This window comes from Leucobacter sp. WKLB1, assembly GCF_059696215.1.
The window spans coordinates 1,333,652-1,359,265 of record NZ_AP046115.1 but is presented as its reverse complement, the minus strand read 5'-3'; the positions used below and the strand labels follow the sequence as shown (position 1 = coordinate 1,359,265).

Annotated in this window: 21 protein-coding genes; 8 read left to right on the top strand and 13 right to left on the bottom strand. The window is 67.1% G+C overall.

What is annotated here, in order from left to right:
- Window positions 1–13: 13 nt before the first annotated feature.
- Window positions 14–949 (top strand): LysR family transcriptional regulator, encoded by a 936-nt coding sequence (locus tag ACZF5Y_RS06185; protein ID WP_497534939.1) that lies wholly within the window; start codon window positions 14–16, stop codon window positions 947–949.
- A gap of 21 nt (window positions 950–970) precedes the next feature.
- Here ACZF5Y_RS06185 and ACZF5Y_RS06180 read toward each other — a convergent pair whose 3' ends face one another.
- The 6 genes from ACZF5Y_RS06180 to ACZF5Y_RS06155 all read right to left on the bottom strand — a co-directional run bounded on the left by ACZF5Y_RS06180 (window position 971) and on the right by ACZF5Y_RS06155 (window position 6,651).
- Window positions 971–1,654, bottom strand: a complete 684-nt coding sequence (locus ACZF5Y_RS06180) for a cation diffusion facilitator family transporter (protein ID WP_497534938.1) — start codon at window positions 1,652–1,654, stop codon at window positions 971–973.
- The gene (cmtR, locus tag ACZF5Y_RS06175) at window positions 1,651–2,010 is read right to left on the bottom strand and encodes a Cd(II)/Pb(II)-sensing metalloregulatory transcriptional regulator CmtR (protein WP_497534937.1); all 360 of its coding nucleotides are present in this window, start codon (window positions 2,008–2,010) and stop codon (window positions 1,651–1,653) included. Before cmtR ends, ACZF5Y_RS06180 begins: the two co-directional genes overlap by 4 nt.
- Window positions 2,011–2,104: 94 nt before the next feature.
- Window positions 2,105–3,133 carry a TerC family protein gene (locus ACZF5Y_RS06170; RefSeq protein ID WP_497534936.1) on the bottom strand — a complete coding sequence of 343 codons (1,029 nt, stop codon included), beginning with the start codon at window positions 3,131–3,133 and terminating at the stop codon, window positions 2,105–2,107.
- Window positions 3,134–3,313: 180 nt separating this feature from the next.
- Window positions 3,314–4,891: a hypothetical protein gene (locus ACZF5Y_RS06165; RefSeq protein ID WP_497534935.1), complete on the bottom strand. Its 1,578-nt coding sequence runs from the start codon at window positions 4,889–4,891 to the stop codon at window positions 3,314–3,316.
- Window positions 4,888–5,517 (bottom strand): ABC transporter ATP-binding protein, encoded by a 630-nt coding sequence (locus ACZF5Y_RS06160; RefSeq protein WP_497534934.1) that lies wholly within the window; start codon window positions 5,515–5,517, stop codon window positions 4,888–4,890. The genes ACZF5Y_RS06165 and ACZF5Y_RS06160 overlap by 4 nt, the downstream gene beginning before the upstream one ends.
- Window positions 5,518–5,697: 180 nt before the next feature.
- Window positions 5,698–6,651 carry a Ppx/GppA phosphatase family protein gene (locus ACZF5Y_RS06155; protein WP_497534933.1) on the bottom strand — a complete coding sequence of 318 codons (954 nt, stop codon included), beginning with the start codon at window positions 6,649–6,651 and terminating at the stop codon, window positions 5,698–5,700.
- Between the two features lie 32 nt (window positions 6,652–6,683).
- On the opposite strand from ACZF5Y_RS06155, the gene ACZF5Y_RS06150 reads away from it, so the two are divergent.
- Window positions 6,684–7,070 (top strand): GntR family transcriptional regulator, encoded by a 387-nt coding sequence (locus tag ACZF5Y_RS06150; RefSeq protein WP_497534932.1) that lies wholly within the window; start codon window positions 6,684–6,686, stop codon window positions 7,068–7,070.
- A gap of 12 nt (window positions 7,071–7,082) precedes the next feature.
- Here ACZF5Y_RS06150 and ACZF5Y_RS06145 read toward each other — a convergent pair whose 3' ends face one another.
- The gene (locus tag ACZF5Y_RS06145) at window positions 7,083–9,449 is read right to left on the bottom strand and encodes a glycosyltransferase family 2 protein (RefSeq protein WP_497534931.1); all 2,367 of its coding nucleotides are present in this window, start codon (window positions 9,447–9,449) and stop codon (window positions 7,083–7,085) included.
- A gap of 302 nt (window positions 9,450–9,751) precedes the next feature.
- Here ACZF5Y_RS06145 and ACZF5Y_RS06140 point away from each other — a divergent pair, with 302 nt between their 5' ends.
- Window positions 9,752–11,368: a chitinase gene (locus ACZF5Y_RS06140; RefSeq protein ID WP_497534930.1), complete on the top strand. Its 1,617-nt coding sequence runs from the start codon at window positions 9,752–9,754 to the stop codon at window positions 11,366–11,368.
- 60 nt (window positions 11,369–11,428) lie between these two features.
- Here ACZF5Y_RS06140 and ACZF5Y_RS06135 read toward each other — a convergent pair whose 3' ends face one another.
- From ACZF5Y_RS06135 to ACZF5Y_RS06125, 3 genes are all read right to left on the bottom strand, one after another.
- Entirely contained in the window at window positions 11,429–14,020 is a 2,592-nt protein-coding gene (locus tag ACZF5Y_RS06135) for a DEAD/DEAH box helicase (RefSeq protein WP_497534929.1), read from the bottom strand.
- On the bottom strand, window positions 14,017–15,453 hold the full coding sequence (locus tag ACZF5Y_RS06130) for a DUF2130 domain-containing protein (protein WP_497534928.1): 1,437 nt from the start codon (window positions 15,451–15,453) through the stop codon (window positions 14,017–14,019). Before ACZF5Y_RS06130 ends, ACZF5Y_RS06135 begins: the two co-directional genes overlap by 4 nt.
- A 73-nt stretch (window positions 15,454–15,526) precedes the next feature.
- Complete coding sequence (locus ACZF5Y_RS06125; RefSeq protein ID WP_497534927.1) at window positions 15,527–17,383, bottom strand: ABC transporter ATP-binding protein; 1,857 nt, start codon at window positions 17,381–17,383, stop codon at window positions 15,527–15,529.
- Between the two features lie 125 nt (window positions 17,384–17,508).
- Between ACZF5Y_RS06125 and ACZF5Y_RS06120 the strand changes: the two genes are divergently transcribed.
- Window positions 17,509–18,594, top strand: coding sequence for an NADH:flavin oxidoreductase/NADH oxidase (locus ACZF5Y_RS06120; protein ID WP_497534926.1), 1,086 nt, complete (start codon window positions 17,509–17,511; stop codon window positions 18,592–18,594).
- Here the strand turns inward: ACZF5Y_RS06120 and ACZF5Y_RS06115 are convergent.
- Window positions 18,591–19,421, bottom strand: a complete 831-nt coding sequence (locus ACZF5Y_RS06115; protein WP_497534925.1) for an SDR family NAD(P)-dependent oxidoreductase — start codon at window positions 19,419–19,421, stop codon at window positions 18,591–18,593. The two genes, ACZF5Y_RS06120 and ACZF5Y_RS06115, sit on opposite strands and share 4 nt — an antisense overlap.
- A gap of 112 nt (window positions 19,422–19,533) precedes the next feature.
- Between ACZF5Y_RS06115 and ACZF5Y_RS06110 the strand changes: the two genes are divergently transcribed.
- From ACZF5Y_RS06110 to ACZF5Y_RS06100, 3 genes are all read left to right on the top strand, one after another.
- Complete coding sequence (locus ACZF5Y_RS06110; RefSeq protein WP_497534924.1) at window positions 19,534–20,118, top strand: dienelactone hydrolase family protein; 585 nt, start codon at window positions 19,534–19,536, stop codon at window positions 20,116–20,118.
- Between the two features lie 304 nt (window positions 20,119–20,422).
- Window positions 20,423–21,454, top strand: coding sequence for a winged helix DNA-binding domain-containing protein (locus tag ACZF5Y_RS06105; protein ID WP_497535305.1), 1,032 nt, complete (start codon window positions 20,423–20,425; stop codon window positions 21,452–21,454).
- A gap of 50 nt (window positions 21,455–21,504) precedes the next feature.
- Window positions 21,505–23,238, top strand: a complete 1,734-nt coding sequence (locus ACZF5Y_RS06100) for a cation:proton antiporter (protein ID WP_497534923.1) — start codon at window positions 21,505–21,507, stop codon at window positions 23,236–23,238.
- On the opposite strand, the gene ACZF5Y_RS06095 is transcribed toward ACZF5Y_RS06100, so the two are convergent.
- Both ACZF5Y_RS06095 and ACZF5Y_RS06090 read right to left on the bottom strand, forming a co-directional pair.
- Entirely contained in the window at window positions 23,235–23,804 is a 570-nt protein-coding gene (locus ACZF5Y_RS06095) for a nicotinamidase (RefSeq protein ID WP_497534922.1), read from the bottom strand. The genes ACZF5Y_RS06100 and ACZF5Y_RS06095 overlap by 4 nt on opposite strands.
- Window positions 23,801–24,295, bottom strand: coding sequence for an Lrp/AsnC family transcriptional regulator (locus ACZF5Y_RS06090; protein WP_497534921.1), 495 nt, complete (start codon window positions 24,293–24,295; stop codon window positions 23,801–23,803). Before ACZF5Y_RS06090 ends, ACZF5Y_RS06095 begins: the two co-directional genes overlap by 4 nt.
- A gap of 186 nt (window positions 24,296–24,481) precedes the next feature.
- Between ACZF5Y_RS06090 and ald the strand changes: the two genes are divergently transcribed.
- Entirely contained in the window at window positions 24,482–25,606 is a 1,125-nt protein-coding gene (gene ald / locus ACZF5Y_RS06085; protein ID WP_497534920.1) for an alanine dehydrogenase, read from the top strand.
- Window positions 25,607–25,614 lie beyond the last annotated feature (8 nt).

The window sequence follows — 25,614 nt, the reverse complement described above, 5'->3', positions numbered from 1 at the left end:
CATAAGGGACATCATGATCGATCTGCGGCAGCTCCAGGCGCTCCGAGCCGTGCACCGGGAGGGTTCGGTGACGCAGGCCGGGCGATCCCTCGCCTGGAGCCAGCCCACGGTCGATTACCACCTGCGCAATCTCGAGCGCCTCATCGGCTCCCCCGTCATCGCGCGGTCGAAGCGCGGCTCGACGCTGACTCCGGTGGGGGTCTTGGTGCTGGATCGCGGTGAAGAGATCTTGACCCTCACCGATCGGGCGCTGCGCGACGCCCGAGACCTCGCGCAGATGGGTCGCGCACGGCTCAGCTTCGGCACGTTTCCGACGGCGGCCGCAAAGCTGCTGCCGTCGATCGTGGCGCAGGTGGCCGACCTTGGCATCGAGATCGACGCGACGTTGCTTGAGGTCGGGCCGTTGGTCAGCGCGGTGAACGCCCGCACGCTCGACGCCGCGCTGCTCTACTCCGTGCCCGGATACGAGGCGCCCCTGCGCCCCGAGATCATCACGACCGAAGTGCTGCGCGATCCGCTCATGCTCGCCCTCCCCGAGGAGCACCCGCTCGCCGCCCGTGCGACGATCGACCGCGAATCGCTCATGTCGCTGCGGGGCGAGCGCTGGCTGCTCGGCACAAGCCTCGACGACCCCATGGACACCGTGCTGGTCGACGCGTTCGCTGCAGAGGGGCACGAACTCGAGGTCGCGATTCGCACCGACGACTTCCAGGTGATGCTCGGCATGATCGCCGCCGGCATGGTCATCGGCCTCGTCGCCAAACTCGCCGCCGGCCCGCTGCACCCCGGCGTCTTGCTGCGCCCCATCGACGACCCCGGCTTCGCCCGCTCCGTGCTGCTCGCCGCGCCCCGGGAGGGCACCAGCGACCAGCCCACGACGGCGGTGCGGCAGCTCGCCCAGGCGATCCGCCACGCCGTCGCGCTCAGTGAGCACCCGGCGGCGGGGTGAGCGCTGCGCACCGTGAGCGATTCACGACGCGCAGCACCCGTCTCGGCACACTGACGCGCTGCCGCTCGCGGTGAGCTCGGAGACGGAGGTCGCGCAGCACGCATCTCCACGCCACGCATTGATGCCCTCGCGCACCGCGAAGCCGGCGATCACCAGCGCGGCGACCGAGTCAGCCCACGCCCACCCGAACACGCTGTTGAGTACCAATCCGACGAGCAGTGCAGCGGAGAGATACGTGCAGATCAGCGTCTGCTTCGAATCCGCGACCGCCGACGCCGAGCCGAGCTCGCGACCGGTGCGCCGTTCGAACCAGCTCACGAACGGCATGACGATCAGGCTCAGCGCGGCCAAGACGATTCCCACCGTCGAGTGCTGCGGGTCGCGGGCACCCGTGAGAGACAGCACCGCATCACCCGACACGTAGGCGGCGAGCAGAAAGAACGAGATCGCGATGACGCGAAGCGCCGTGCGCTCGCGCCGCTGCGGGTCCGTCGCACTGAACTGCCACGCAACCGCTGCCGCCGAGAGCACTTCGACGATCGAGTCGAGGCCGAATCCGATGAGCGCTGCAGACGAGGCGACCCCACCGGCACTCAGCGCGATGATCGCCTCGATGACGTTCCACGCGATCGTGAACGCCACGACCCAGCGAATGCGGCGACGCAAGATGTCTGGGCGACTGCGCACCGATGCCGTCGCGGTCATGCCGCACCACCCGGGTCACAACAACCCGGCACGCGGCACGAGTCATCCATGCACGGCGCGGCCTCATCGACCGCGAGCGTCACGTCGACCAGCGAGCCGAGCGCCGCCGTCAAGTGCGGGTCTGCAATCTCGTAGCGCGTCTGACGCCCCTCCGGCTCCGCCACGACGATGCCGCAGCCCCGCAGACAGGCGAGGTGATTCGACACGTTCGTGCGCGTGAGGTCGAGATCGCGGGCGAGTTGCGCCGGGTAGCCCGGGGCCTCGAGGAGCGCGAGCAAGATGCGCGATCGCGTCGCATCGGACATCGCCCGACCGAGTCGATTCATGGCGTCAAGGCGATTTGAAATGGTCAGCATGTGCTGACTATACAGCGATCAGTGACCTATTGGGAAGCGCGTCGACCGCAGCCCTTCAGCGGGCCGGCATCCCGACGCCGACCCGCTCGAAGATTCAGCGCTGGTCGAGCTCCGCGCGATCCGACGCCTGATCTTCGGCCGCGTGGGCACCAGCCGCAGCACGCTGCCCGCGCGTCTTTCTGAGGCTCAGCACCGTCGCGACGGTGATCGTGAGGCCGATGAAGCCGAGCGAGAACCAGATCGGAATCTCGGGCACCCAGCGCAGCGGCTCGCCGCCGTTGATGAACGGCAGCTCGTTGACGTGCAGCGCGTGGAAGACGAGCTTGACGCCGATGAACGCGAGGATCACGGCGAGACCCTGCGACAGGTAGACGAGACGCTCGAGCAGCCCGCCGATCAAGAAGAACAGCTGACGCAGGCCCATGAGCGCGAAGGCGTTGGCCGTGAACACGATGTACGCCTCGTTCGTGAGGCCGTAGATCGCGGGGATCGAGTCGACCGCGAAGACGAGGTCGATGAAGCCGATCGCCACGATCGTGAGGAACATCGGGGTGAAGAAGCGCTTGCCGTCGATCTTCGTCGTGAGCTTGTCGCCGTGGTACTCGTCGGTGACGGGCAACACGCGGCGCACGAGCTTCATGAAGCGACCGTTCGCCGGGTCACTCTCATGATTCGAGAACGCCTGCTTCCACGCGAGGAAGAGCAGGAGGGCACCGAAGGCGTAGAAGATCCAGCTGAGGTTCTCGATGAGCGTCGCGCCGACCGCGATGAAGATGCCGCGCAAGATCAGCGCGATGATGATGCCGACCATCAGCACCTTCTGCTGGTACATCTTCGGCACCGCGAACGCGCCCATTACGAGCAGGAAGACGAACAGGTTGTCGATAGACAGCGCCTTCTCGGTCAGGTAGCCCGCGAAGTATTCGCCACCGAAGTTCCAGCCCGAGACGACGCCGATACCGACGCCGAAGGCCAGCGCGAGGCCGATGTAGAACGCCGACCAGCGTGCCGACTCACCAATGGTGGGCTCGTGCGGCTTGCGCACGTGCGCGAAGAACTCGTAGACGAAGAAGGCGATCGTGACAAGGATCGTGATGATCCACACCAACGGCGTGATCTGCATGGGTGCTCCAAGGGTTCGGTGATACTCACCAAGGTCTCCTCCGCTCTGCCCCTGCGAATGCAGTTCAGAGCCAGCGACCCGGGCTGCGACGACGCAACCGTAATGACGGGCACACTGCGAGCGGGAGTACTCCCCTTGCTCGCACCACTGTAGCAGGTGCTGAGTCGAACTGCGCCGAAATCACCCCGCGCGACGTCGCCGCCAGCGCGTGACGCACACCAGCAGCATGCCGCCCACCACCGCGACGGCGCCCAGCGGCGCGACCGCGATGAGCACCAGTGCGGCTCCCGCGGCAGCCACCACCAGCACACCGTCGAGCGCCCACGCGAGCCGCACGAGCACGCTCACGTCACCGACGGGGGTCGGAATCGGGGTGAGCATCGCAATCGAGAGCTGCCCCTTGAGCGCCGCGTTCACCCGGGCGAGCACCGCGACGAGTGCCAGGCCCGTGGCGACGAGCAACGGCGCCAGCACGCTCAGATGCGAGGCATCGGGGCCGTGGCTGATCAAGCCGAGCACGACCAGCGACGCGGCCCCGCCCACCGCCGCGACCAGAGCCGCCACGACCGCCGGAAACACCGCGTGCATCGCCACCAAGCGCTCGTCGCTGACGCCGTAGAGCGGCAAGTCGGAGGCGACGCTCGCCGCGTGTCGCAGCCCGTCGGTGAACGGGCCCACGCCCGCGAACATCAGCACTGCCGCAATCGCGCCGAGCGCCCAGATCGGCGTGGGCGCGGTGCAGGCGAGCACCACCAGCACGCTGCCCGCGGCGATGCCGAGCACACCCGCGAGCAACCGCCCCGGCGTGCGCACCGCACCGACCGCGTCACGGCGCACGAACGTCGCGGTGAGCGAGCGTGCCGGGCGCACCGCACGGAGCGACCGACCGATCTTCGGGCGGGCACCATAGATCGAGATCGCCGCGGCGAAGTCCATGCCGTAGGCGTGCGCGCTGAGTGATTCCCAGCGTGCCGCCTGAGCTTCGAGCGCCGCGCTCTCGAGACGGGTGAGCAGCAGCGGGGCGAGCGCGAGCAGCACCGCCGCGAGCACGGCGAGTGCGGCGAGCGGCGGCAGGCCCGGAATGGCGAGCGCGGCGCCTGCCGTCGAGGCGGTGCCGGCCCAGGCCGAGGCGATCCAGCCCCACGGAGTGACCGAGGTGAGCGCGGTCGCCACGGCACCCGCCGGGGTCAGTAGGGCGACAGCGAGCAGGATCGCCACCCCGCCCGCACCCTCGACCGCCGCACGCGGTGCGGCCTGACCCACGAGCCACGCGACCGTCGCGATGACGCCGGTGAGCGCGCCGAGCACCACCAGCTGCCCCGCGTGCCCCGCACTGATGAGCCCGTGGCTCGCGAGCACGACGGCGAGGAAGCCCGCGACCAACGTGGTCGCGGCCGCGAGCGCAGCACCGGCGAGCAGCACCGCGCCCCCGAACGCGCGGCCGCGCGGCACATCACTGCGGGCGAAGATCGTCGTGAGCAACAAGGGGCGCAGTGCGGGCCCGCGGAATCCGCCGGCGACGAGCGCCAGCGCCCAGAGCACCGCGGCGACGGCCCCCGCGATCGTCGCCGCGCCGGGGGCCGCGAGCGCTGCGAGCGCCTCCGGGGTCGTGGCGACCAGCCAGAGCGCGCGTACGGCCGGGGCGACGCAGATGATCGCCACCATCAGGATGAGGTAGGCGACGTACCCGCGATCCGCCCCGCTGCGCGGCCGGCGCGCACGCCAGATCGCGAGCGCGCGGCCCGAACCCGAACTCATGCCGCCGCCGGCAGGCGCACCGCGCGGCCGTCGAGCCCGCGCTCGAGTACGTCACTGTGCGTGGCGACGACGATCGCGGCACCGCGGGCGCGACGCTTGCGCAGCGCCGCGCCCACCAGCTGAATGCGGTCTGCGTCGAGCCGCTGCTCCGGTTCGTCGAGTACGAGCGCGTCGAACGGGCGGGCGAGCACAAGAGCCAGGCCGAAGAGCTGCGTCTGCCCCGACGAGAGCTCGTGCGGAAAGCGCTCGCCAAGCGACGTCAGCCCCAATTCGTCGAGCACCTCGGCCGCCAGACGCTCGGCGCTCGGCGCGTTGCCGGCCCAAGTCGTCGCCACGAGCCGCACGTGATCGCGCACGGTGAGATCAGGGGCCATCGGCGGAAGGCCGATCATCGCGGCAACCGTGCGGCGCAGCGCCCGGTGCTTCGCAGTGGCGCGCTTGCCCGCGACCGTGACCGACCCGCGTGACGGCTCGCGCATGCCCGCGACCAGTCGCAGCAGGGTCGACTTGCCGGCTCCATTCGGCCCGCGCACGACGACGGCGTCGCCCGCCCCGGCGTGCAGGCTGGTCTCCGGGAGCAGAGTGACGGCCCCCTCGCTGACTACGGCTCGCTCGACCTCGATCATGCATCCATCCTCGCAAACACGAGGGGCGGGCGCACGCCGGATAGCCTGGTCAGCCCCGCACCGGCTCCGCGCCGCGCGGCCGACACCACCCGCCGAGGCGGAGAAATCTCGTCGTGCGGGTGATCCTGCCTGAGATCGACCGCGTGACGCGATTTTTCCTGCGCGACGGAAGGCGCGAAGTCAGCCCCGCACCGGCTCCGCACCGCGCCCGTCGAGCGCGTCGATGTAGCGCAGCACGATGCCCTCGCGCAGCGCCCAGGGCGAGATCGTGAGGGTCTCGACATCGAACACCTTCATCGCCGTGCGCAGCACGACCGCGCCGGCCATGATCTGATAGCCGCGCTCCGGGGTGATGCCCGGCAGGTACTCGCGCACCGCGCCCGGCATCTGGCGCAGCGACGGCTCCCACTCGCGCAGGCCGACATAGTGCAGTTGCGCGAGGTCGCCGGTCACGGGGTCTGACGGTCCGCCGACGAGCCGCGCGAGCGAGCGGATCGTCTTCGACGTGCCCACCACGCGCTTCGGCCGCGGCCGATCGGCGAAGAGGTCGTCGCGCACGCGCGTGAATTCCGCCCGGGCGTGCGCGCGCAAGCGCGAGACCGCTTCGCGGGGCGGCGGATCCTCCGCGAGAAAATTGATTGTGGATCGCCCGGCCCCGAGCGGCAGCGACACCTGCACATCGGGGTACTCATCAGCGCCCTGCGCGATCTCGAACGAGCCGCCACCGATGTCGAACAGCAGCACCTCCCCCGCCGACCAGCCGAGCCAGCGGCGCACGGCGAGCATGGTGATGCGCGCCTCGTCTTCCCCCGACAGCACCCGTAGCACAACACCGGTCTCGCGGGTCACCCGCGAGAGCACCTCGTCGCCGTTCGCGGCCTCGCGGATCGCGCTCGTGGCCGTCGAGATCAGGTCGTCGACGCCGATCTCGCGGGCCGTATCTGCGCACTCGCGAATCGCCTCCACAATGCGCACGACGCCCTCCTCCGAGATGGCACCGTCGGCGTCGAGGTACCGCATCAACCGCAGCACCGAGCGCTGCGAATGGTAAGGCACTGGGCTCGCGCCCGGATGGGCATCGACGACCAGCAGGTGGACGGTGTTTGATCCGACGTCGATCACTCCGAGACGCATGGTGCGATTCTAGTGGGCGTTACGCTGACTGCATGAGCGACGCCGCACTCCACCTGTTCACGATCGATGCGGGATCAGCCCAGCCTCCATTCCGCCAACTGCACGACGCGGTGGTGCGCGCGGTCTCCGACGGCGCCCTGGCGCCAGGCGCACAGCTGCCGACCGTGCGCGGTCTCGCAACCCATCTCGGCGTGGCGGCGAACACGGTGGCCTCGGCCTACCGCGCGCTCGAAGAGAGCGGCGTCATCGAGGGGCGGGGCCGCGCGGGCACGTTCGTGTCGCTCGGCGACGACCCCATCGAGGCCGCCGCACGCGGCATCGCCCTCGCAGCCGTCGCGCAGCTCGCCGAGATCGGCGTCGTCGGTGAGCGCGCCGAAGCGCTGCTCACCGACGCCGTGCGGCGTGCCGCGGCCGGGTGATCCGGCGCGACGTTACTTCTTGTACCAATCGGGTGAGGTCGCCTTCTCACCCGAGGCCGTGATGATCGGGCCGACGTCGGTCGAGTTGGTCGGCGCGGCAAGCGTCACCTCGTTGACCTCGATGCGCGGGGCACCGGCGCTGAGCTCGGTGACCGCTTTGACCTCCTTGCGCACGCCGCCGAGGCGACGACGTCGATCGCTCGAACGCGTCAGGTCGCGGCGCAGACGGCGGTCGCCGTGGTACAGAATCGCCTGCCAATTGACCTCGGCATCGGGGTCTACGAGGCTCTTGGCCTTCTTCCGCTTCGGCTTCGGAGCCACGTAGAGCCAGCCGACCACGCCGAGCACGGCGTCGACGATCGCCGCGCGCACGCCGATGTACGAGACCGCGGCCCAGGTGGCCATGATCGCGTTGAAGCCCGCGAAGATGAAGTTGCCCCAGTTGCCGAGCATGAAGTCGCGGTAGGCGGTGATCACCGAGAACGCGATGATCACGAAGGGCAGAATCACGTAGATCGCGGGCGATGCCGTGCGACCCGTGACCTTCGGGGTACGCGCGAACGGAATCTTCTCACCGGTGACGCCCTGCTGCATCGACTTCAGCACACCCGCCAGGTTCACCGGCAGCAGCACCAGGTTGAAGCCGTAGATGCGGAAGATATCGCTCAGGCGGTGGCCGCTCGCGCGCAGGTCGAGCGCCTGCGAGATGAAGTATGGCAGCGCGGCGGCCACGACGAGCGGGCTCAGCAGACGCGAGTCGAACGGGAAGAAGAGGAGGAAGATCAGGCCGAAGCTCGCCCATGCCAGCGACGACATGTAGTTGGTGCGCAGCAGCTTCTCGGTGAGACGCACGCGCGCCGGGGTGCCCTTGCGGATGCGGATCATCTCGAACATCTTCGGCATGATCAGCAGACCGCCGTTCGCCCAGCGGCGGCGCTGCACGATGAGCGAGCCGAAGTCGGGCGGCGTGGCGCTGTAGCTCAGGCGCTCCGGGTAGTTCTCAAGCGACCAGCCGTGCGCGCCGAGGTCGATGCTCGACTCCGTATCTTCGATGACGGTGCGGTCTTGCACGTACGTCGTGATCTCGAAGCCACCGACCGTCTCGGTGACGGCGATATCGGCAAGCGCTTCCTTGCGAATCACCGCGTTCGCACCCACCCAGAAGGTGGCATTGAAGTAGGTGAGGCCCTGGTGCTGGATGTGCTGCAGGTCGGTCGTCGCGCCGGCGATGCGCTCGATGCGCGTCGGGGCACCGCGGAACGACGAGTACGGCGTCTGCGTCACCGCGACGCGCTCGTTCTCGGGCTGCTCCAGCAAGTAGACGAGACGCACGCAATAGTCGCGCAGCAGTTGGGAGTCGGCGTCGAGCGTCAGCAGATAACGGCTGTCCGGGATCACGAGGTCGGGTTCGACCTCGTCGCGTTCGCGGATCGGCTCAAGCAGCTGCACCCCGGTCTCGTCGGCGATGCGGTAGCGGCCGCCCATCAACGAGATGTACGAGTTCAGGTTCATCGCCTTGTTCGGCTCCTGCGAGAGCGAGGCGTACTTCTTGCGCTCGAAGAAGCTCATGTCGGCGCTGAAGATCCAGATCAAGCGGCGGTACAGCTGCTCGAGGCGCTCGCGATCGGGCGAACCGCCCTGCTCGAACGCAGCATTCAGCGCCAGGCGCGTGAGACGCAGATCGTTCGACAACCCCAGCAGTACCTGTTCGGCGAAGAACTCGGCCATGTGGTCTTCGATCTTCTCCGCCGCCGCGAACTCGTCGAACCACGTCGCTGCCGCGGCATATGCGTCTGCGGCGCGCTTCGCGTCTTCGGGCCCCGGAACCTCGGGGGTCTCTTCTTGGAACCGGCGCATCGCCTCGAGCGCTTCGTGCAGCGGCGACTCGAGTGCCTGCTGGATGTCGTCGAGCAGCCCGCGGGTCTGGTTCAGGCGCGCAAGCGCCTCGCCCTCGAGCCCCTTTTCCTTGTCGTCGATGAGCAGTACGACCCGCACCGACGGGAACTCTTGCAACGCCGCCGACCACAGCGTGTAGCGCACCACCTCCGGTTCCTCGTCGTAGCTCGGGATCAGCACCGTGACGTCGGAGTCAGACTCCGCGAAGTGCTGATCGATGAGCGCGCGCTCCACACGGCGATGCTCACGGAAGCGCACCAGGGCGCCATAACGCGCCGTGAGATACATCAACGCCGAGAAGGTAAGAGCCGTCACCGTCAGCCCATAGACCCACGTCTGCACGTGGAAGATGAACGACTCCGTCGGCCCCTCGATCACCATGCGCACGATCGTCGTGATCATGTAGAAGAACCACGCCAGCACTGTGACGACGATCGCCGCGCGCGCCCACACGACGGCACCGCCACTCGGGCGAGAATGCATGATCGCGAGCGGCTCCGACCGCCGCTCCGCACCCCACTGCCGTCTACGCGCGTTCGCGCTCGCCTCTGTCTGCTTCGCCACCCTTGAAACCCCCTGAAGAACCGGTCGTCCACGCGTCGGTCCTACCGAGAGTGCGCCGAAGCACACGGTCGTCTCTTCGCGGGTTTTCTGTCAGACACTCAGAAAATCACCGAGTATTTGACAAGATTCGTGTTATCGCTCATATAGCATAGCTGACGGAAACAGCCAGTAGAGGGTGCATCCCAGACCCGTCGGGCGAGGGCGCGGGTGAAGGGGCAGCAATGGCGAAGTGGTATCCGGGCAGAAAACTGTCGTGGGCGAGGCTCAGCGTTGTGCTCGTCGTGATCGCGGGGCTCGTGGGCGGAGGCATCTACGCGTGGTCGCGCGTACAAGACGTCGCGGTCGCTACCGAGCGCACCCCGTGGTTCGACTCGTACGTCGACGTCACCGCGACCCCGACGTTCCCCTTCGAATCGCCGGGCGAAGAGGGGCAGAAGAATGTTGTGCTGTCGTTCATCGTCGCGGCACCCGACGACGTCTGCGCGCCGTCGTGGGGCGGCTACTACGGCCTCGATGAGGCCGAGAATTCACTCGATCTCGACCGCAAGCTGCAGCGCCTGCGCAATCTTGGTGGTTCGGCCATGGTGTCGTTCGGTGGGCAGGCGAACCACGACATCGCGTACGAGTGCACCGACGAGGCGAAGCTGGTCGACGGGTACACCAGCGTCGTCGATCGCTATGAACTCGCCAGCATCGATATGGACATCGAGGGCGCGTTCCTTTCTGACGAGGACGGTATCGCGCGTCAGGCCGCAGCCATTCGCACGGTGCAGGATGCTCAGAAAGACGGGCTCGATGTCTGGCTCACGCTGCCGGTCGCACCCGATGGGCTGACGTTCGAGGGCCTCCAGGCGATCCGCGCCTACCTCAAGGCCGGCGTCGACCTCGCGGGTGTGAACGTCATGACAATGAACTACAACTCCGAGAAAGAGAAAGACTTCTACCCGGCGGTCGAGAGCAGCCTCGACGCCACGCAGTCGCAGCTGCGTTCGCTCTACCAGGAGATCGGCGCTCCCATTGGTGAGGCCACCGCGTGGAGCCGTGTCTCGGCGACCCCGATGATCGGCCAGAACGACACGCGCAAAGACATCTTCACCCTCGAAGATGCCCAGAAGCTGGCGACGTTCGCCGACGAACGCGGCATGGCCCGCATGTCGATGTGGTCGCTGAACCGCGACCAGCAGTGCGACGCGAACTGGCCCGACCCGAAGACCGTCTCGGATTCGTGCAGCGGTGTGACGCAGGAGAAGGGTGACTTCACGAAGATTCTGCGCGAGCACCGCTCGGGCGCGATCGCTCAGGTCGCCGAGGAGGTCGACAGCGACGGCCCCGTCGAGCTCGTCGAAGACGACCCCGATACCAGCCCGTACCCGATCTGGAACGAGACAACTGCGTATCCGGCAGAGACCAAGGTCGTCTGGCACCGCAACGTGTACGAGGCGAAGTGGTGGACCGAGGGCGATCAGCCCGATCAGGCCGCCGAGAACGGCTCGCAGCCGTGGCGTCTGCTCGGCCCGGTGCTCGACGGCGAGAAGCCGATCGAACGGCCGAAGCTGCCCGCCGGCGCCTACGCCGGTTGGGATAAGACGAAGGAGTACCGACGCGGCGACCGCGTCATGTTCGATGGTGACGGGTACGAGGCAAAGTGGTACTCGCTGGGCGACAGCCCGGACGCCGCGCTCGTGCAGCCCCAGGATTCGCCGTGGCGGGTGCTCACCGATGCTGAGATCGCGGAGGTGACCGGTTCGTCGAACGAGGCGGCGACGGGCGCGAACGGGTCGGGCGCGGCAGTGCAAGCCGACGCGTCGAGCGACACGGCGGGTGACGCGGGGAGTTAATCCCGGTTCCCGGGAGGTGCGGGATCGCCCGGCGCGTTCGAGCGCCGGGCACCCGGCATCCTAGGCCTCGAAGGCCCCGACGCGTTCGACGCGCACGATCGGCTCGCCCTCTGCCTCTGACTCTGCCAGATCGACCGAGCCTTCGATGGCCCAGTCGTGGTCGCCTGCGGGGTCGAGCAGCACCTGACGGAATCGCCAGAACCCTTCGGGCGCGCTCGATCGGTCGATCTCGAGCAGCCCGGCTGCGCGGGCGTCGGCGTCGACGCGGATATCGTCGTACTCGCTGAAGTAGTCGGCGAGCGCGTCGCGCCAGCGCTGTTCGCCGAAGCCGCGCGATCCGTCGAGGTCGGCGAGCTCGGCATAGCGTTCGAACGAGGCCGCCTGCACCCGGCGAAACAGTGCGTTGCGGAGCATGACCAGGAACGCGCGCTGATTTGTGAGCACCGAGCGGGTCGGCGGCGCGAGCGCGGCCGCAGCTTCGGCGTCGTCGGCGTCAAGCCCGAGCAGTTCGCGTGCCTTGCGGTGCGCCTCGACGTCAGGGTTCGAGAGCTGTTCCCACTCGTCGATGAGGCTCGAGTCGACCTGCCGCACGAGTTCGCCGAGCCAGTCGAGCAGCTCTTCGAGTTCGGGAGTCTTTGCTCGCTCAGGCACGGTGCGCTCGATGGCTCGGAACGCGTCGCTGAGATATCGCAGCACTCCGCCTTCGGAACGCCCCAACTGGTAGAACGACACGAGGTCTCGGAACCCGAAGGCGCGCTCGATCATGTCGCGCACGACCGACTTCGGTCGCAGCGCGAAGTCACGGGCCCACGGCACTTCTTTCGTGTACTCGCCGAACGCTTCGTCGAGCAGCTCTTCCAGCGGCTGCGGATGCGTGACGGCTTCGAGCAGTTCCATGCGCTCGTCGTACTCGATGCCCTCGGCCTTCATTGCGGCGACGGCTTCGCCGCGCGCCTTGTGCTCTTGCGCGCGCAGGATCGCGCGCGGGTCTTCGAGCGTCGCTTCGATGATGGAAATGACGTCGAGCGGGTATTCGGTCGATTCGGGGTCGAGCAGCTCGATGGCAGCAAGGGCGAACGGTGAGAGCGGTTGGTTGAGCGCGAAGTTGGCTTGGAGCTCGACCGTCAGGCGGAGCAGCTGCTGCCCGCGCCCGTCGGTGTGCACTTCGACGATGCCGCCTTGACGCAGAGTGCGGAAGATCGCGAGTGCGGTGCGGGCGTGCGCGAACTGCGCGGAGCGCGGTTCGTGACTGTCGAATACGAGAGTGCGCATCGTCTCGAGCGCTTCGCCCTCGCGGGTTTCTCCGCGACCGATGACACCGAGCACCATCGAGTGCGTCACCCGCATGCGACTGACGAGCGCTTCGGGCTGCGACCCGACGAGCTTCTCGAGCGTGGCTTCGCTCCAAGCGACGAAGCCCTGAGGCGGGGACTTCTTCTTTGCCGGCTTCGCCTTCTTGCCGCCAGACGCCTTCGCGGCCGCTTTCGCCGCTGCTTTGGCGTTCTCGACTTCGTGCTCAGGCGCGAGCGCGATCACGTCGCCCTCGGTGTCGAAGCCCGCTCGACCAGCACGCCCGGCGATCTGGTGGAACTCGCGTGCCGACAATCGGCGCATCTTCTCGCCGTCGAACTTGGTGAGCGCCGTGATGACGACCGTGCGGATCGGCACGTTGATGCCGACGCCGAGTGTGTCGGTGCCGCAGATCACGCGCAGCAGCCCGCGTTGTGCGAGTTGCTCGACCAGACGGCGATACCGGGGCAGCATGCCCGCGTGATGCACGCCGATGCCCGACCGCACCAGGCGTGAAAGCGTCGAGCCAAAGCCGGTCGAGAACCGGAAGTCGCCGATCGCGGCCGCAATCTCGTCGCGACCCGTGCGATCAACGATGCGAATGCTTGCGAGCGCTTGCGCTTGCTCGACCGCGTGCGATTGATTGAAGTGCACGAGATAGGCGGGCACCTGACGATCGTCGAGCAGTTGCTCGACGACCTCGTGCGCCGGAGCGACCTCGTAAGCGAACGACAGGGGTACCGGCCGTTCGACACCGGTGACAAGCGCCGTGTCGCGGCCCGTGCGTCGCGACAGATCATCGGCAAGGTCGGTGACGTCGCCGAGCGTGGCCGACATGAGCAGGAATTGCGCATCGCGCATCAGCAGGAGCGGCACCTGCCAGGCCCAGCCTCGATCGGGCTCTGCGTAGTAATGGAATTCATCCATGACCACCTGCGTGATGCCGCCCGCGGTGCGGTCGCGAATCGCGAGGTTGGCGAGGATCTCGGCGGTGCAGCACAGAATCGGCGCATCCGGGTTGATCGAGCTGTCGCCGGTCACCATGCCGACGCGATCGGCACCGAATACATCGACGAGGTCGAAGAACTTCTCGCTGACGAGCGCTTTGATCGGGGCGGTGTAGACCGTGCGACGCTGCTCGGAGAGTGCAATGAAGTGGGCGCCGAGCGCGACCAGCGACTTTCCGGTGCCGGTCGGCGTCGCCAGAATGACGTTGCTGCCCAGGGCGATGCCGAGCACGGCTTCCTCTTGCGCGGGATACAGGCGGAGCGCGCGTTGCTCCCACGCCCACTCCTCGAACGCTGAGAAGGCGTCATCGGAGGATTCGAAGCGGGTGGAGTCGAGAATCGATCCCAAATTCATGAGTGTTCGGGCTCCTGTCGCGCCTCAGCGCCGGGGGTTTCGTCGCCGCGTTCGAGCTCGGCGAACTTGGTCTGCATCGTCGGGTTGCCACGGGTGAGCTTCTTGATGGTCACGCCTTGCGCTTTATCGTTCGCGAGGCGCAGGTTGTTCTCCGATTTCAGCAGATTGTCTTTCACCTTCTGCATTTCGGCGATCGACGTGTCGATGCGTTTGATCGCTTCTTGGAACTGACGCGACGCCAGTTCGTAGTTCTTTCCAAACGCGTTTTTGAAGGTGTCGAGCTCGGCTTCGAAGTGGGTGATATCGATGTTCTGCGACTTCACCTGTTCGAGCTCCGCCTTGTACTTCAATGAGTTCAGGGCAGCATTGCGCAGCAGGGTGATGAGCGGAATGAAGAACTGCGGTCGAATGACATACATCTTCGGGTACCGGTGCGAGACGTCGACGATGCCGCTGTTATAGAGTTCGCTTTCGGGTTCGAGCAGGCTGACGAGCACGGCGTACTCGCACCCCTTCTCGCGCCGATCCTTGTCGAGCTCTTTCAAGAAGTCTTCATTCTTGTGCTTCGTCGCCGTCGTGTCGGCCTCGTTCTTCATCTCGAACATGATCGAGACGATCTCAAGGCCCGAAACATCGAGGTCTTTGAAGATGTAGTCGCCCTTGCTGCCGGAGCGGGCGTCGTTGTCTTTCTCGAAATACGCGTTCGGAAACGCAGTCGCACGAATCTGGTTGAAAGTTGTCTCGCAGTGCTGCTCGAGCGTCTCGCCGATCATCTTCGTCGACAACCGCGCCTTGAAATCTTTCAACCGCTCAATCTCGCCGTCGCGATCGCGCAACTGCACCGCGTGGAACTCTTTGAGCGACCGCTCGGCGAGCTCTTTCTCGAGTGCCGCACGCTCAAGGCCGCTGCGCAATTCATCGCGCTCGCGCTCGATCACACTGACGGCCTCGGTGATCTCGAGCTTGCGGGCCAACTCGGTCGAGTCGAGTTTCGCGCGCAACTGCTGCACCTCGGCCAGTTGTGCAGCCGCCTGTTCGTGCAGTTCACGTGCGCGCTGCGCCTCGGCGAGTTCGGCCGCGGCCTGCTGCTCTCGCTTCGCCTGCGCGAGGTCATTGACCAGCGCGTCGCGCTCCCGCTCGATGGCGCTGAGGGCTTCGGCGACCGCGAGCTTCTGCGCAGTGGCGCCGGCGTCGAGCCGCGCCGTGAGCTGCTGAATTTCGGCGTCTTTCGCGGATGTGGCCCGCTGCAACTCGCCCGCAGCGGCGGCCTCGGCCAACTCGAGTGCTCGGGCTTGGTCACGCTCGGCGAGTTGCAGACGCTCGTGCAGCTGCGCGTCGAAATCACGGTCGCGTACCTGCTTCAGAATGTCGGCGTACCCGGCTTCGTCGACGGTGAACGCCGTATGGCAGTGGGGGCACTGGATCTCGTGCACGGTGCCTCCTTCAGAGTCGTCGGGAATGCCTACCCACAACACTGGCACAGACCACCGACAATGCAGCGCTCGATCAGCCGAAGACCTCGAAATCACGCAGTCGCTTACGGTCGTCACGCGTCGATGACGACTGCAGATCGAGCAGTTCGGCGTAGATGCCGCCCGATCGAGCGAGCTCCGCAGGGGTACCGATCTCATCGACTCGACCGTCGCGCAGTGTGACGATGCGATCGACCTCGGCGATCGTCGAGAGCCGGTGGGCGATGATCAGGCTGGTGCGCCCACGCATCAAGTCTTCGAGGCCCGCCTGAACGAGACGCTCCGACTTCGTGTCGAGTGCTGACGTCGCCTCGTCGAGCACCAGAATCGGCGCGTCCTTGAGCATGGCTCGAGCCACCGCGATGCGCTGACGCTGGCCGCCCGAGAGCTTCACGCCGCGCTCTCCAATCAGTGTGTCGTAACCGCGGGGGAACCGACGCACGAACACGTCGACGGCAGCGCGCTGCGCCGCCGCTTCGATCTGCTCGCGGGTCGCGTCGGGCTGCCCGTACGCGATGTTCTCAGCGATGGTGCCGGAGAACAGCGCCGGATCCTGAAACACGACCCCGATGCTGCGTCGGAGGTCGTCGATGCTGTCGCCCGCGCCGGCCACCTCGATGGTTCCCGACCGCACACCGTACAGCCCCATCAGCAAACTCGTGAGTGTCGTTTTCCCTCCGCCCGACTCTCCAACGAAGGCCACGCGCTCCCCCGGAGCCACGTCGAACGAGATGTCGGTCAGCACGTCGTCATCGGCGTCGTACCCGAAATGCACGCGGCGGAATGCGACCGCAACACCGCCGGCACGCCCGTCGGCAGACGCACTCGATGACGCGTCAGCCGGTAGCACGTCGACGGGCCGCGAGCCACCGCCGTCGACGACGACCGGGTCGAGATCCATGACCGCGAAGTACGACTGCGAGCCAGCAATGGCTCGCTGCGCGGTGTCGACGACCCAGCTGAGACTCGTCACCGGCTGACGCGCCATGGCCATCAGCTGCACCAGCATGACCATTTCGCCGATCGTGAAGTAGCCCAGCACCGTCCGCGCGAAAATGATGGCGTACAGCCCGAAGAAGATCAGGTGGAGCACCCCCTGGCGCAGTGCATCCATGCGGTGCCAGTGACGTGATTGCTCGGCCGTGAGCGTTTCAGTGGCGTCAAACCGGTCGCGAAAGGCGCGGAGTTCACGGGTTTCACCGACGAACGACTTCACCACGCGCATCTGCCCCACGACCTCCGCGAATCGGCCGGAGGCGACATCGACATGCTCGTTCTTTTCGCCCTCGATGCGTTGCCAGCGGCGGCTCGTGAGTGCGGTGAGCCAGAGGTAAACCGGGTACGCGACGGCGAGCAGCACGGCGAGGGGCCAGTAGAACCAGGCGCTGATCGCGAGCACCGAGATCGTGGTGAGCAGCAGCGTCACAAAGAGGTTCGAAAACGACTTCATGAAGTTGGTGATCTCGGAGATCGAGCGATTGAGCCGTGCCACGATCGTGCCGGTCAACTCGGTGTCGCAGTAGCGCTGCGGCAGCGCGAGCAGCTGGGCGAAGTACCGGGTCGACAGAATCGTGCGCATCTTCGCGCTCATCACGTCGCCCCAGTACCCGCCAATGTTGCCGATGATGGCTTCGATCAGGCTGACCAGGAGCAGTGCTGCGGCGAGCGCGAGCACGGTCGCGATGGTTCGCCCGGGGTCGACGTCCGCAGTCGCAGCACCATCCTCGCTCGCAGCACCGCCGAGTGCCGCGACAATGACGTCGGTCGCGCGGCCGGTGATGAACGGGACGGCCAGACCCGCGGCCGTGACCACCGCCGCGGCGATCATGATGCCGATGTAGTACGGCGTCAGGCTGCGGGTGAATTTCAGGATGCGCATCAGCGTGCCCATGGTTCGGCCTCCTCTGCGGTGTTCGTCATGGCATGCAACGTACCAGCGACCTCCCCCATTCCGGCCGCTGGGTCGGCTCGGGCGAGGGGCGCGCGCGAAACATCGCCGGAGTAGGCTCGGGAGGTATGGCCGTTCCTCATCTGTTCCGCTCGTTCACGATTCGTGATCTCGAGGTGCGCAATCGCCTCTGGGTCGCCCCCATGTGCCAGTACTCGGTCGATACCGAAGACGGCGTGGTCTCCGACTGGCACCTGCAGCACCTGGGAGGGCTCGCCCGAGGCGGGGCGGGTGTGGTGTTCATGGAGGCGACCGCAGTCGCTCCGGAGGGCCGCATCAGTCCGCGCTGCCCGGGCATCTGGAGCGAGGAGCAGGTGGCGCCGTTGCAGCGCATCACGCGCGCCGCCCACGCCCATGGCGCCGCGATCGGCATCCAACTGGCCCACGCCGGACGCAAGGGATCGACGTACCCGTCACTGCCGGGCTTCGCCGATGGCAGTGTGCCCCTCGATGAGGGCGGCTGGCAGACCGTTGCTCCGTCTGCGGTCGCGTTCGGAGAATTCGCGGTGCCCCGAGCATTGGAAGTCGACGAGCTAGCCGAGGTCGTCGAGGCCTTCGTAGCAGCGGCCGATCGCGCCGTGCGCGCCGGCTTCGACCTGGTCGAGATCCACGCCGCGCACGGCTACCTGCTGCAAGAGTTCCTTTCGCCGATCTCGAACCGGCGTACCGACGCCTACGGTGGTCCGCTCGCGCATCGCGCTCGACTGCTCCGCGAGACGGTGCAAGCGATCCGCGCGGCACACCACGGCTTGCCGATCGTCGTGCGGGTCTCGGCCTCCGAGTGGGTCGATGGCGGTTTCGACGTCGCAGAGGCCGCTCAGGTCGCCGCCTGGTTGCAGACTGACGGCGCCGATCTCGTCGATGCGTCGAGCGGCGGCAACGTTCCCGATGCGCGCATTCCGGTGGGGCCGTCGTATCAAGTGCCGCTCGCGGCGCATCTGCGCGCGGCCGACGCGCTCCCCGTGAGCGCCGTCGGGCTCATCACGAGCGCCGCGCAGGCCGAGGGCATTTTGGCGTCGGGTCAGGCCGACATCATCACTCTTGGCAGGCCGCTGCTCGCCGATCCGCATCTGCCGATCGCCTGGGCGCACGAACTCCGAGCTCCGGGTGCCGCTGACCTCGTACCCCCGCAGTACGCGCGCGCACGTTTCTAGAGGGCGCCGCGCAGCAACTCCGCCGATCGGTCCCATAGTTCGCGTGCGATCCAGGGGTCGTGCACCTCGGGGCTCACGCGGTTCGAGATCGCCCGCGACTCGTAGTACGCACCCGGTGCGAACGTGCGTCCGGGCACGCCCTCGGCGAGCCAGACCAATTGATCGGCGCCGCGCTCCGGGCTGACCGTGAAGAGTCGCTGCAGCGGTCCGTGATAGAGCCAGCGCATGACATGAGTGGTGTCGTTTGCGAACCCGGTACCGACGATGCCCGGGTGGAACGCCGCGGCCGAAATGCCTGCGTCGCCGAAGCGGCGCTGCAGTTCGACGGTGAAGAGAATGTTGGCGAGCTTCGCGTTACCGTAGGCCCGCTGCGGGGCGTAGTTGCGGGCGTTCTGCAGATCCTCGATATCGAAGCGGCTGAAAACGCGTGCGGCCAGGCTCGCCGTCTGAATCACGGTGGCCCGCCCCGCGATGAGCGTCGGCATCAGGTCCGTCGTGAGGAGGAACGGCGCCAGGTGATTCACCTGGAACGTGCGCTCGAAGCCGTCGATGGTCTCAGCACGCTCGCCCATGATGCCGCCGGCATTGTTCGCGAGCACGTCGATGCGGGGGTAGGCGTCGGCGAGCGCTGCGGCGAGCGCGCGCACCTGCGCAAGGTCGCCGAAGTCGGCCGTGAACCAGTGCGCGCCGAGCGAGTCGGCGATCGTCGCGGTCGTCTCGGCCGAGCGCCCGACGAGCACCACGGTGTGCCCGCCGCGGTGCAGCCGGCGTGCCGCTGCAGCCCCGATGCCGTCGCTCGCTCCGGTGATGACGATCGTCTTGCCCATGCCGTGCTCCGATCTGCCCTCAACCTGCCCCGGCGCTTGCCGCCCGTGGGCCGTACGCGTACGGTATCAGCAGCGACGCCGCACCGGGCGTTGCCTGCGCCGGAGGTGCGTGATGGTCGATGTCGTACTGTTCCACCATATTCAGGGACGCACTGCGGGCGTGCGCGATCTGGCCGAGCGCATCGCCGGGTCTCGGCACCGGGTGCACACACCAGATCTCTACGCCGGGCGCACCTTCGACTCGATCGAAGACGGGTTCGCGTTCGCCCAGACGCTGGACTCCGGCGACCTGCAGCACACGATCGGCGACGCGCTCGCTCCCCTACCCGATCGCCTGGTCTACGCCGGGATCTCGTGGGGAGTGACGCATGCGCAGCGCCTCGCGCAGACGCGCGCGAATGCCGCGGGCGCCCTGCTGCTCGAGGCGTGCCTGCCGGTCACCGGGGAGTGGGCCATCGGCGCCTGGCCGGCTGGTCTGCCGGCGCAGATTCACGGTCACGATGGCGACGAGTTCTTCGCGCTCGAGGGCGATATCGAATCGGCGCGGCAACTCGTCGTGCAATCGGGCGGCGCGGCGCAGCTCTACAGCTATGCCGGTGACAGTCATCTCTTCTGCGATCGCGCACTCTCGGGCTTCGACGCCGAGGCCACCGATCTGCTCGTGGCACGTGTGGGCGCCTGGCTCGATCAGCTGTGAGCGGTGCCGGATCGCGCGGCGCCCCTCACCCGCGCGATGTCTGCGGTGCGGCCTACACTGAGCGCATGCCTCACGATCTGACTCCGCACGACCAGGTGCGTCTCCGCATGCGGGCGCAGGGCCTCACACTGCATGGCGAGGGCTCGACCGCTGCGGTGCACAGCCCGGCACCGGGCACAGCGGCTGCCGCACACGCTGGCACCGCAGGCACAGGCACGGCACGCACCGGCGCCGAGCGCATCGCCGAAGTCGCCCGCCGCATGCTGGCGGTGCAGGGCAAGACTGGCGTTCGGCTCGCTGGGCGCTGGGAGTTCGGGCCCCTGAAACGACCGTCACCGACGTCGAGGCGGCCTTCGCCGAGCACCGCATCGTGCGTTCGTGGCCGATGCGCGGCACGGTGCACCTCGTCGCTGCCGAAGACATCGGTTGGATGCAGCGTGCGACGAATCACCGCGTACTCGCGGGCGCCCCCAAGCGACGCAAGATGCTCGGCATGAGCGACGCCGCCCTCGAGCGGCTGGTCGAGACGTCGCTCGCCGCGATCGACAGCGTACGGCACAACGCAGCCTCCCCCGGGCTGGATCGCGAAGCACTGTCTGAGGCCTGGACTGCTGCGGGCATCGACTGGCAGAGCTCGTGGAGATATCACCTCATCTGGTGGATCTGCCAGAACGGGTGGGCCACGTTCGGTCCGGTTGGCACGTCGGGAGAACCGCTGCTCGTGCGCTCCAGCGACTGGATCGCGGCTCCCCGCGAACTCTCGGGTGACGAGGCATTCGCAGAGCTCGCGACGCGATATGCCGCAGCGCGCGGCCCGGTCCGCGACACAGACTTCGCGTGGTGGACGGGCTTGACGGTGACCGAGGCCCGCACCGGCATCGTGGCCGCCACCGAATCGGGCGCCCTGGTCGAAGCGCGCGCACTGGACGACGCGGGCGACCCCGTGCACGGCGTCGCCGGCAAGATGTGGGTCGATCCCGTACTGCTTGATGCGACGCCCGATTCCGATGCCGACACCGACAGAGACGCCGGTCTTGCCGAGTGGCAGCTGCTCGCGGCATTCGACGAGCACCTGCTCGGCTATCAGAACCGCGATGCCCAACTCGATCCGAAGCACTTCGAGCGCATCGTGCCCGGCCGCAACGGCATGTTCCTCGCGACCGTCATCAACCGGGGTCGCGTCGTCGGCACCTGGAAGCGCGGTCGCACGAAGGCGGGCGGAATCGAGGTGACTCCCTTCCCCGGAGCACGCATCGACACTGCGGCGCTCGAGGTCGCGAACCAGAGCTGGTCCGAGTTCCACGGGGTTTCCGCGGGTGGCGTAATCGTGCACTGAAGCATACCCCGGACCCGTATTCGCCGAGGCGACCCCGGTACCATTGGGTCATGGAACTCGGCCTGATCGCAGTCGCCGCCGTCGTCGTACTCGTCGGCACCTCGATCCTGGGCGGGCGCATCGGCGTCGCGGCTCCGCTCATCCTCGTCGTCGTCGGCATTGGCGCCGGGTACCTGCCGTTCGTGCCCCGCGTCGAGATCGACCCCGAGATCATCCTGCTCGGCGTGCTCCCGCCGCTGCTCTACTCGGCCGCCGTCAACGTGCCGCTCGTCGACTTCCGCCGCAATTTCAGACCCGTGGTCGGCCTGTCGGTGCTGCTCGTCATCATCTCGGCCGTGATCGTCGGCTTCGTGATCCATCTGCTCGTCCCACCGATTCCACTTGCGGTCGGCATCGCACTCGGCGCGGTGATCAGCCCGACCGACGCGGTCGCCGCTACTTCGATCGGCAAGCGTCTCGGCATGCCCGATCGACTCGTCTCGATACTTGAAGGCGAAAGCCTGGTCAACGACGCGACCTCCCTGGTGCTCCTGAAAACTGCACTCGCCGCCATCGCGGGCAGTTTTGTTTTCTGGGACGCCGCCGGCTCGTTCGGCTACTCCGTGATCGCAGCGATCGCGATCGGCATCGTGATGGGCGTCATCACGGTCTGGGTTCGCTCGAAGCTGCACAACCCGGTTTACGACACCATCATCTCCTTCGTCGTCCCGTTCGTCGCATTCATGCCCGCGGAAGAGATCGGCGCCTCGGGCGTGCTCGCCGTCGTCGTCACCGGCTTGTACACCGGTCACCACGCGGCCAAGCGCTTCAGCCCGCAAGCCCGCATGAATGAACGCCTCAATTGGCGCACCGTGCAGTTCGCGCTCGAGAACGGCGTCTTCCTGGTCATGGGGCTGCAACTGCACACCCTGCTCGACGAGGTCGACGACACCGAACTGCAGCTTGCGCACGTCGCCCTCATCGCGGTCGGGCTCGTCGTCATCCTCATCCTGCTGCGCGGCGCCTTCATGGTGCCCATGATCTGGACGATGCGCGGTGACGAGGGGCGCATTCAGCAACGCAGCGACGGATTCACGCGCATTCTGTCGCGCGCGCGGCGAGCTGACACCGACTCCCGCAAGCTGCGCAAGCTCGAGATTCTGGAGCAGCGTTCGCGCGCCGATCTCGCCCATGAGCAGGAACAGCAGCTGGGCTGGCGAGACGGTGTGCTGCTGTCGTGGAGCGGAATGCGCGGCGTGGTCACGCTCGCTGCCGCGCAATCCATCTCGACCGATGTGCCGTACCGCCCGCAGTTGATCCTCATCGCGTTTCTCGTCGCCGTGCTGACCCTGCTGCTCCACGGGCTCACGCTGCCGCTCTTCATCCGCAAGCTCTGGCCCGAGGGCGCGAACACGGGCTCGAACAGCGGCGAACTGCAGTCTCTCAGCCGCGACCTCTTCGATGCGGCGAACACGGCACTGGAAGACGAACTCGAAATCGACGAAGACAACGACGAAGGTCACGTACTGCCCACGGAAGACGTACTCAAACGCGTGCGGCTGAACGCGAAGAGCGCGCTCGCACCGATCTCGTTCCTGAACGCGCCGGTGACCGGGCCGATTCCGCACCAATCCCAGGAAACGCAGGCGGCATGCTTCCGCCGACTGACTCGGGTCGCCCTCGATGCGCAGCGTGAGGCGCTGCTCGAAGAACGCGCAATCGGCCGCTACAGCTCGCACACCCTGCGCGCCGCAGAACTCGCACTCGACGCGCACGAAGCACGCATCAACCCCAACGCTTTCTAGACGAACTCGACCCCGGCTTCGGCGAGCTCGCGGAGCGAGGCAGTCGATGACTCGGGCGCCACACCCGCGATCAGATCGGTGAGCACCCGCACCTCAAAGCCCGACGCGACCGCGTCCAATGCCGACGCCCGCACGCAGTAGTCAGTGGCGATGCCTGCGATGTCGATCGACTCGATTCCGGCAGATCGCAACACCTCGACGAGGCCGCGCCCGTCGGTCGTGCGGCCCTCGAACGCTGAATACGCCGGCTCGCCCATGCCCTTGCGCACGTGCACGTCGATGCGATCCAGCGGCATCGCGGGGTGGAATTCGGCGCCGTCACTCCCCTGCACGCAGTGCACCGGCCAGGTCGTGATGAAGTCGGGATCGACGCCCGGCGCCGCGAAGTGACCGCCGTTCGAGCCGTCGGCCTCATGCCAATCTCGGGAGGCCACGACGAGTGCATACGACGGCGTCTCGAGCAGTGCAGCGATTCCGATCGCGACGTCCGATCCGCCGATCACCCCGAGCGCACCGCCCTCGGTGAAGTCGTTCTGCACGTCGACGGCAAGCAGCGCCCGGGTCACGATACCTCCATGCGGATCGGATTCTGATGGTGACTGAAGACGATGCTCGTGCGCGTCGACGACACCGCAGGATGCGCGGAGAGGTGCTCGACGACGAAATCGCGCACGTGATCGGAATCTCGCACGGCGAGATGAATGATGAAATCCTCGACACCGCCGAGGAAGAAGAGTTGCATCACCTCGGGGAGGCCTCGCAACTCGTCGCTGAGTTCGGTGATGCGCTGACGAGCCCCCGAGCGAACGGTCACGCTCACGAGCACCTCGAGATCGAGCCCGATCGCGCGCGGATTCACCGACGCCGTGAACCCCGTGATGATCTTGCGCGACACCAGGCTGCGCACGCGGGCGATGCAGGTCGACGCGGCAACCCCCACGCGCTCGGCGAGCTCCGCATTCGTCATGCGCCCGTTCGCCTGCAGCTCGTCGACGATCTTGCGATCCACTTCGTCAAGCTCGATCACACCGCGCAGATTCTTCGAGGTTTCGGCCACTGCAACCCGTCTTTCGCTTATATCTCGATCACATCAACAAAAATTGCCGAAGAGAATTCAGGCCAAGTGTACAACGGGCGAACATACTGCACAATGAGAGGGTTCGACCGCAACGGATCGCGCCGTACCCGGCTCATCCGCGGTCTGGCACCGCATCACTCACCGCAGATTCCATTGGAGCATCTCATGCGCGTCGGCATTCCCACCGAAATCAAGAACAACGAGAACCGCGTCGCCATCACGCAGGCCGGCGTCGTCGAGCTCACCCGTCGTGGCCACGAAGTCTTCGTGCAGGCCGGTGCCGGTGTCGGCTCGGCGATCACCGATGCCGAGTACGCCGCAGCCGGCGCGCAGATCATCGAGAGCGCTGACGACGTGTGGGCTCAGGCCGACATGATCCTCAAGGTCAAGGAGCCGATCGCGGCCGAGTACGACAAGCTGCGCAAGGGCCAGGTGCTCTTCACCTACCTGCACCTCGCCGCCGACAAGACGCTCACCGAGAAGGTGCTCGAGTCGGGCACCACCGCCATCGCGTACGAGACGGTGCAGGCCGGTCGCGCACTGCCGCTGCTCGCCCCCATGTCTGAGGTCGCCGGTCGACTCTCCGCTCAGGTCGGCGCGTACTCGCTGATGAAGGCCAACGGCGGCCGCGGCGTGCTGCTCGGCGGCGTCACCGCGACCCGTCGCGGCAAGGTCGTCGTCATCGGCGGCGGCGCTGCCGGCGAGCAGGCCGCGCGTATCGCGTACGGCATGGGCGCCGAGGTCACCGTCATCGACATCGCGATCCCCCGTCTCAAGCAGCTCGAGGACGAGTTCAACGGTCGCATTCAGACCCGCACCTCGAATGCGCACAACATTACCGAGGCGCTCAAGGACGCGGATCTCGTCATCGGCTCCGTGCTGATCCCGGGCGAGAAGGCACCGAAGCTCGTCACCGACGAGATGGTTGCACAGATGAAGCCGGGCTCGGTGCTCGTCGACATCGCAATCGACCAGGGCGGCTGCTTCGAGAACTCGCGCCCCACCACGCACGACGACCCCACCTTCCAGGTGCACAACTCGATCTACTACTGCGTGGCGAACATGCCGGGGGCTGTCCCCGAGACCTCGACCGCTGCACTCACCAACGCCACCCTCCCCTACGTCGTCGCACTCGCCGACAAGGGCTGGGTCGCCGCATTGAACGCTGACGAGTCGCTTGCCAAGGGACTGAACGCCCACGAGGGCGTGCTGACGTTCAAGGGTGTCTCCGACGCGTTCCCCGAGCTCGCCTACTCGAGCGTCGACGAGGTCCTCGCAGCCAACGCCTAAGGCGTACG

Excerpts from the sequence above, each read along its gene's own strand:
- ACZF5Y_RS06120 (WP_497534926.1), top strand. The coding sequence starts at position 17,509 with ATGGCCGTTCCTCATCTGTTCCGCTCGTTCACGATTCGTGATCTCGAG.
- ACZF5Y_RS06165 (WP_497534935.1), bottom strand. The coding sequence starts at position 4,891 with ATGAGTTCGGGTTCGGGCCGCGCGCTCGCGATCTGGCGTGCGCGCCGG.
- ACZF5Y_RS06115 (WP_497534925.1), bottom strand. The coding sequence starts at position 19,421 with ATGGGCAAGACGATCGTCATCACCGGAGCGAGCGACGGCATCGGGGCT.
- cmtR (WP_497534937.1), bottom strand. The coding sequence starts at position 2,010 with ATGCTGACCATTTCAAATCGCCTTGACGCCATGAATCGACTCGGTCGG.
- ACZF5Y_RS06110 (WP_497534924.1), top strand. The coding sequence starts at position 19,534 with ATGGTCGATGTCGTACTGTTCCACCATATTCAGGGACGCACTGCGGGC.
- ACZF5Y_RS06135 (WP_497534929.1), bottom strand. The coding sequence starts at position 14,020 with ATGAATTTGGGATCGATTCTCGACTCCACCCGCTTCGAATCCTCCGAT.
- ACZF5Y_RS06170 (WP_497534936.1), bottom strand. The coding sequence starts at position 3,133 with ATGCAGATCACGCCGTTGGTGTGGATCATCACGATCCTTGTCACGATC.
- ACZF5Y_RS06155 (WP_497534933.1), bottom strand. The coding sequence starts at position 6,651 with ATGCGTCTCGGAGTGATCGACGTCGGATCAAACACCGTCCACCTGCTG.
- ald (WP_497534920.1), top strand. The coding sequence starts at position 24,482 with ATGCGCGTCGGCATTCCCACCGAAATCAAGAACAACGAGAACCGCGTC.
- ACZF5Y_RS06180 (WP_497534938.1), bottom strand. The coding sequence starts at position 1,654 with ATGACCGCGACGGCATCGGTGCGCAGTCGCCCAGACATCTTGCGTCGC.
- ACZF5Y_RS06125 (WP_497534927.1), bottom strand. The coding sequence starts at position 17,383 with ATGGGCACGCTGATGCGCATCCTGAAATTCACCCGCAGCCTGACGCCG.
- ACZF5Y_RS06185 (WP_497534939.1), top strand. The coding sequence starts at position 14 with ATGATCGATCTGCGGCAGCTCCAGGCGCTCCGAGCCGTGCACCGGGAG.
- ACZF5Y_RS06100 (WP_497534923.1), top strand. The coding sequence starts at position 21,505 with ATGGAACTCGGCCTGATCGCAGTCGCCGCCGTCGTCGTACTCGTCGGC.
- ACZF5Y_RS06140 (WP_497534930.1), top strand. The coding sequence starts at position 9,752 with ATGGCGAAGTGGTATCCGGGCAGAAAACTGTCGTGGGCGAGGCTCAGC.
- ACZF5Y_RS06160 (WP_497534934.1), bottom strand. The coding sequence starts at position 5,517 with ATGATCGAGGTCGAGCGAGCCGTAGTCAGCGAGGGGGCCGTCACTCTG.
- ACZF5Y_RS06145 (WP_497534931.1), bottom strand. The coding sequence starts at position 9,449 with ATGCATTCTCGCCCGAGTGGCGGTGCCGTCGTGTGGGCGCGCGCGGCG.
- ACZF5Y_RS06150 (WP_497534932.1), top strand. The coding sequence starts at position 6,684 with ATGAGCGACGCCGCACTCCACCTGTTCACGATCGATGCGGGATCAGCC.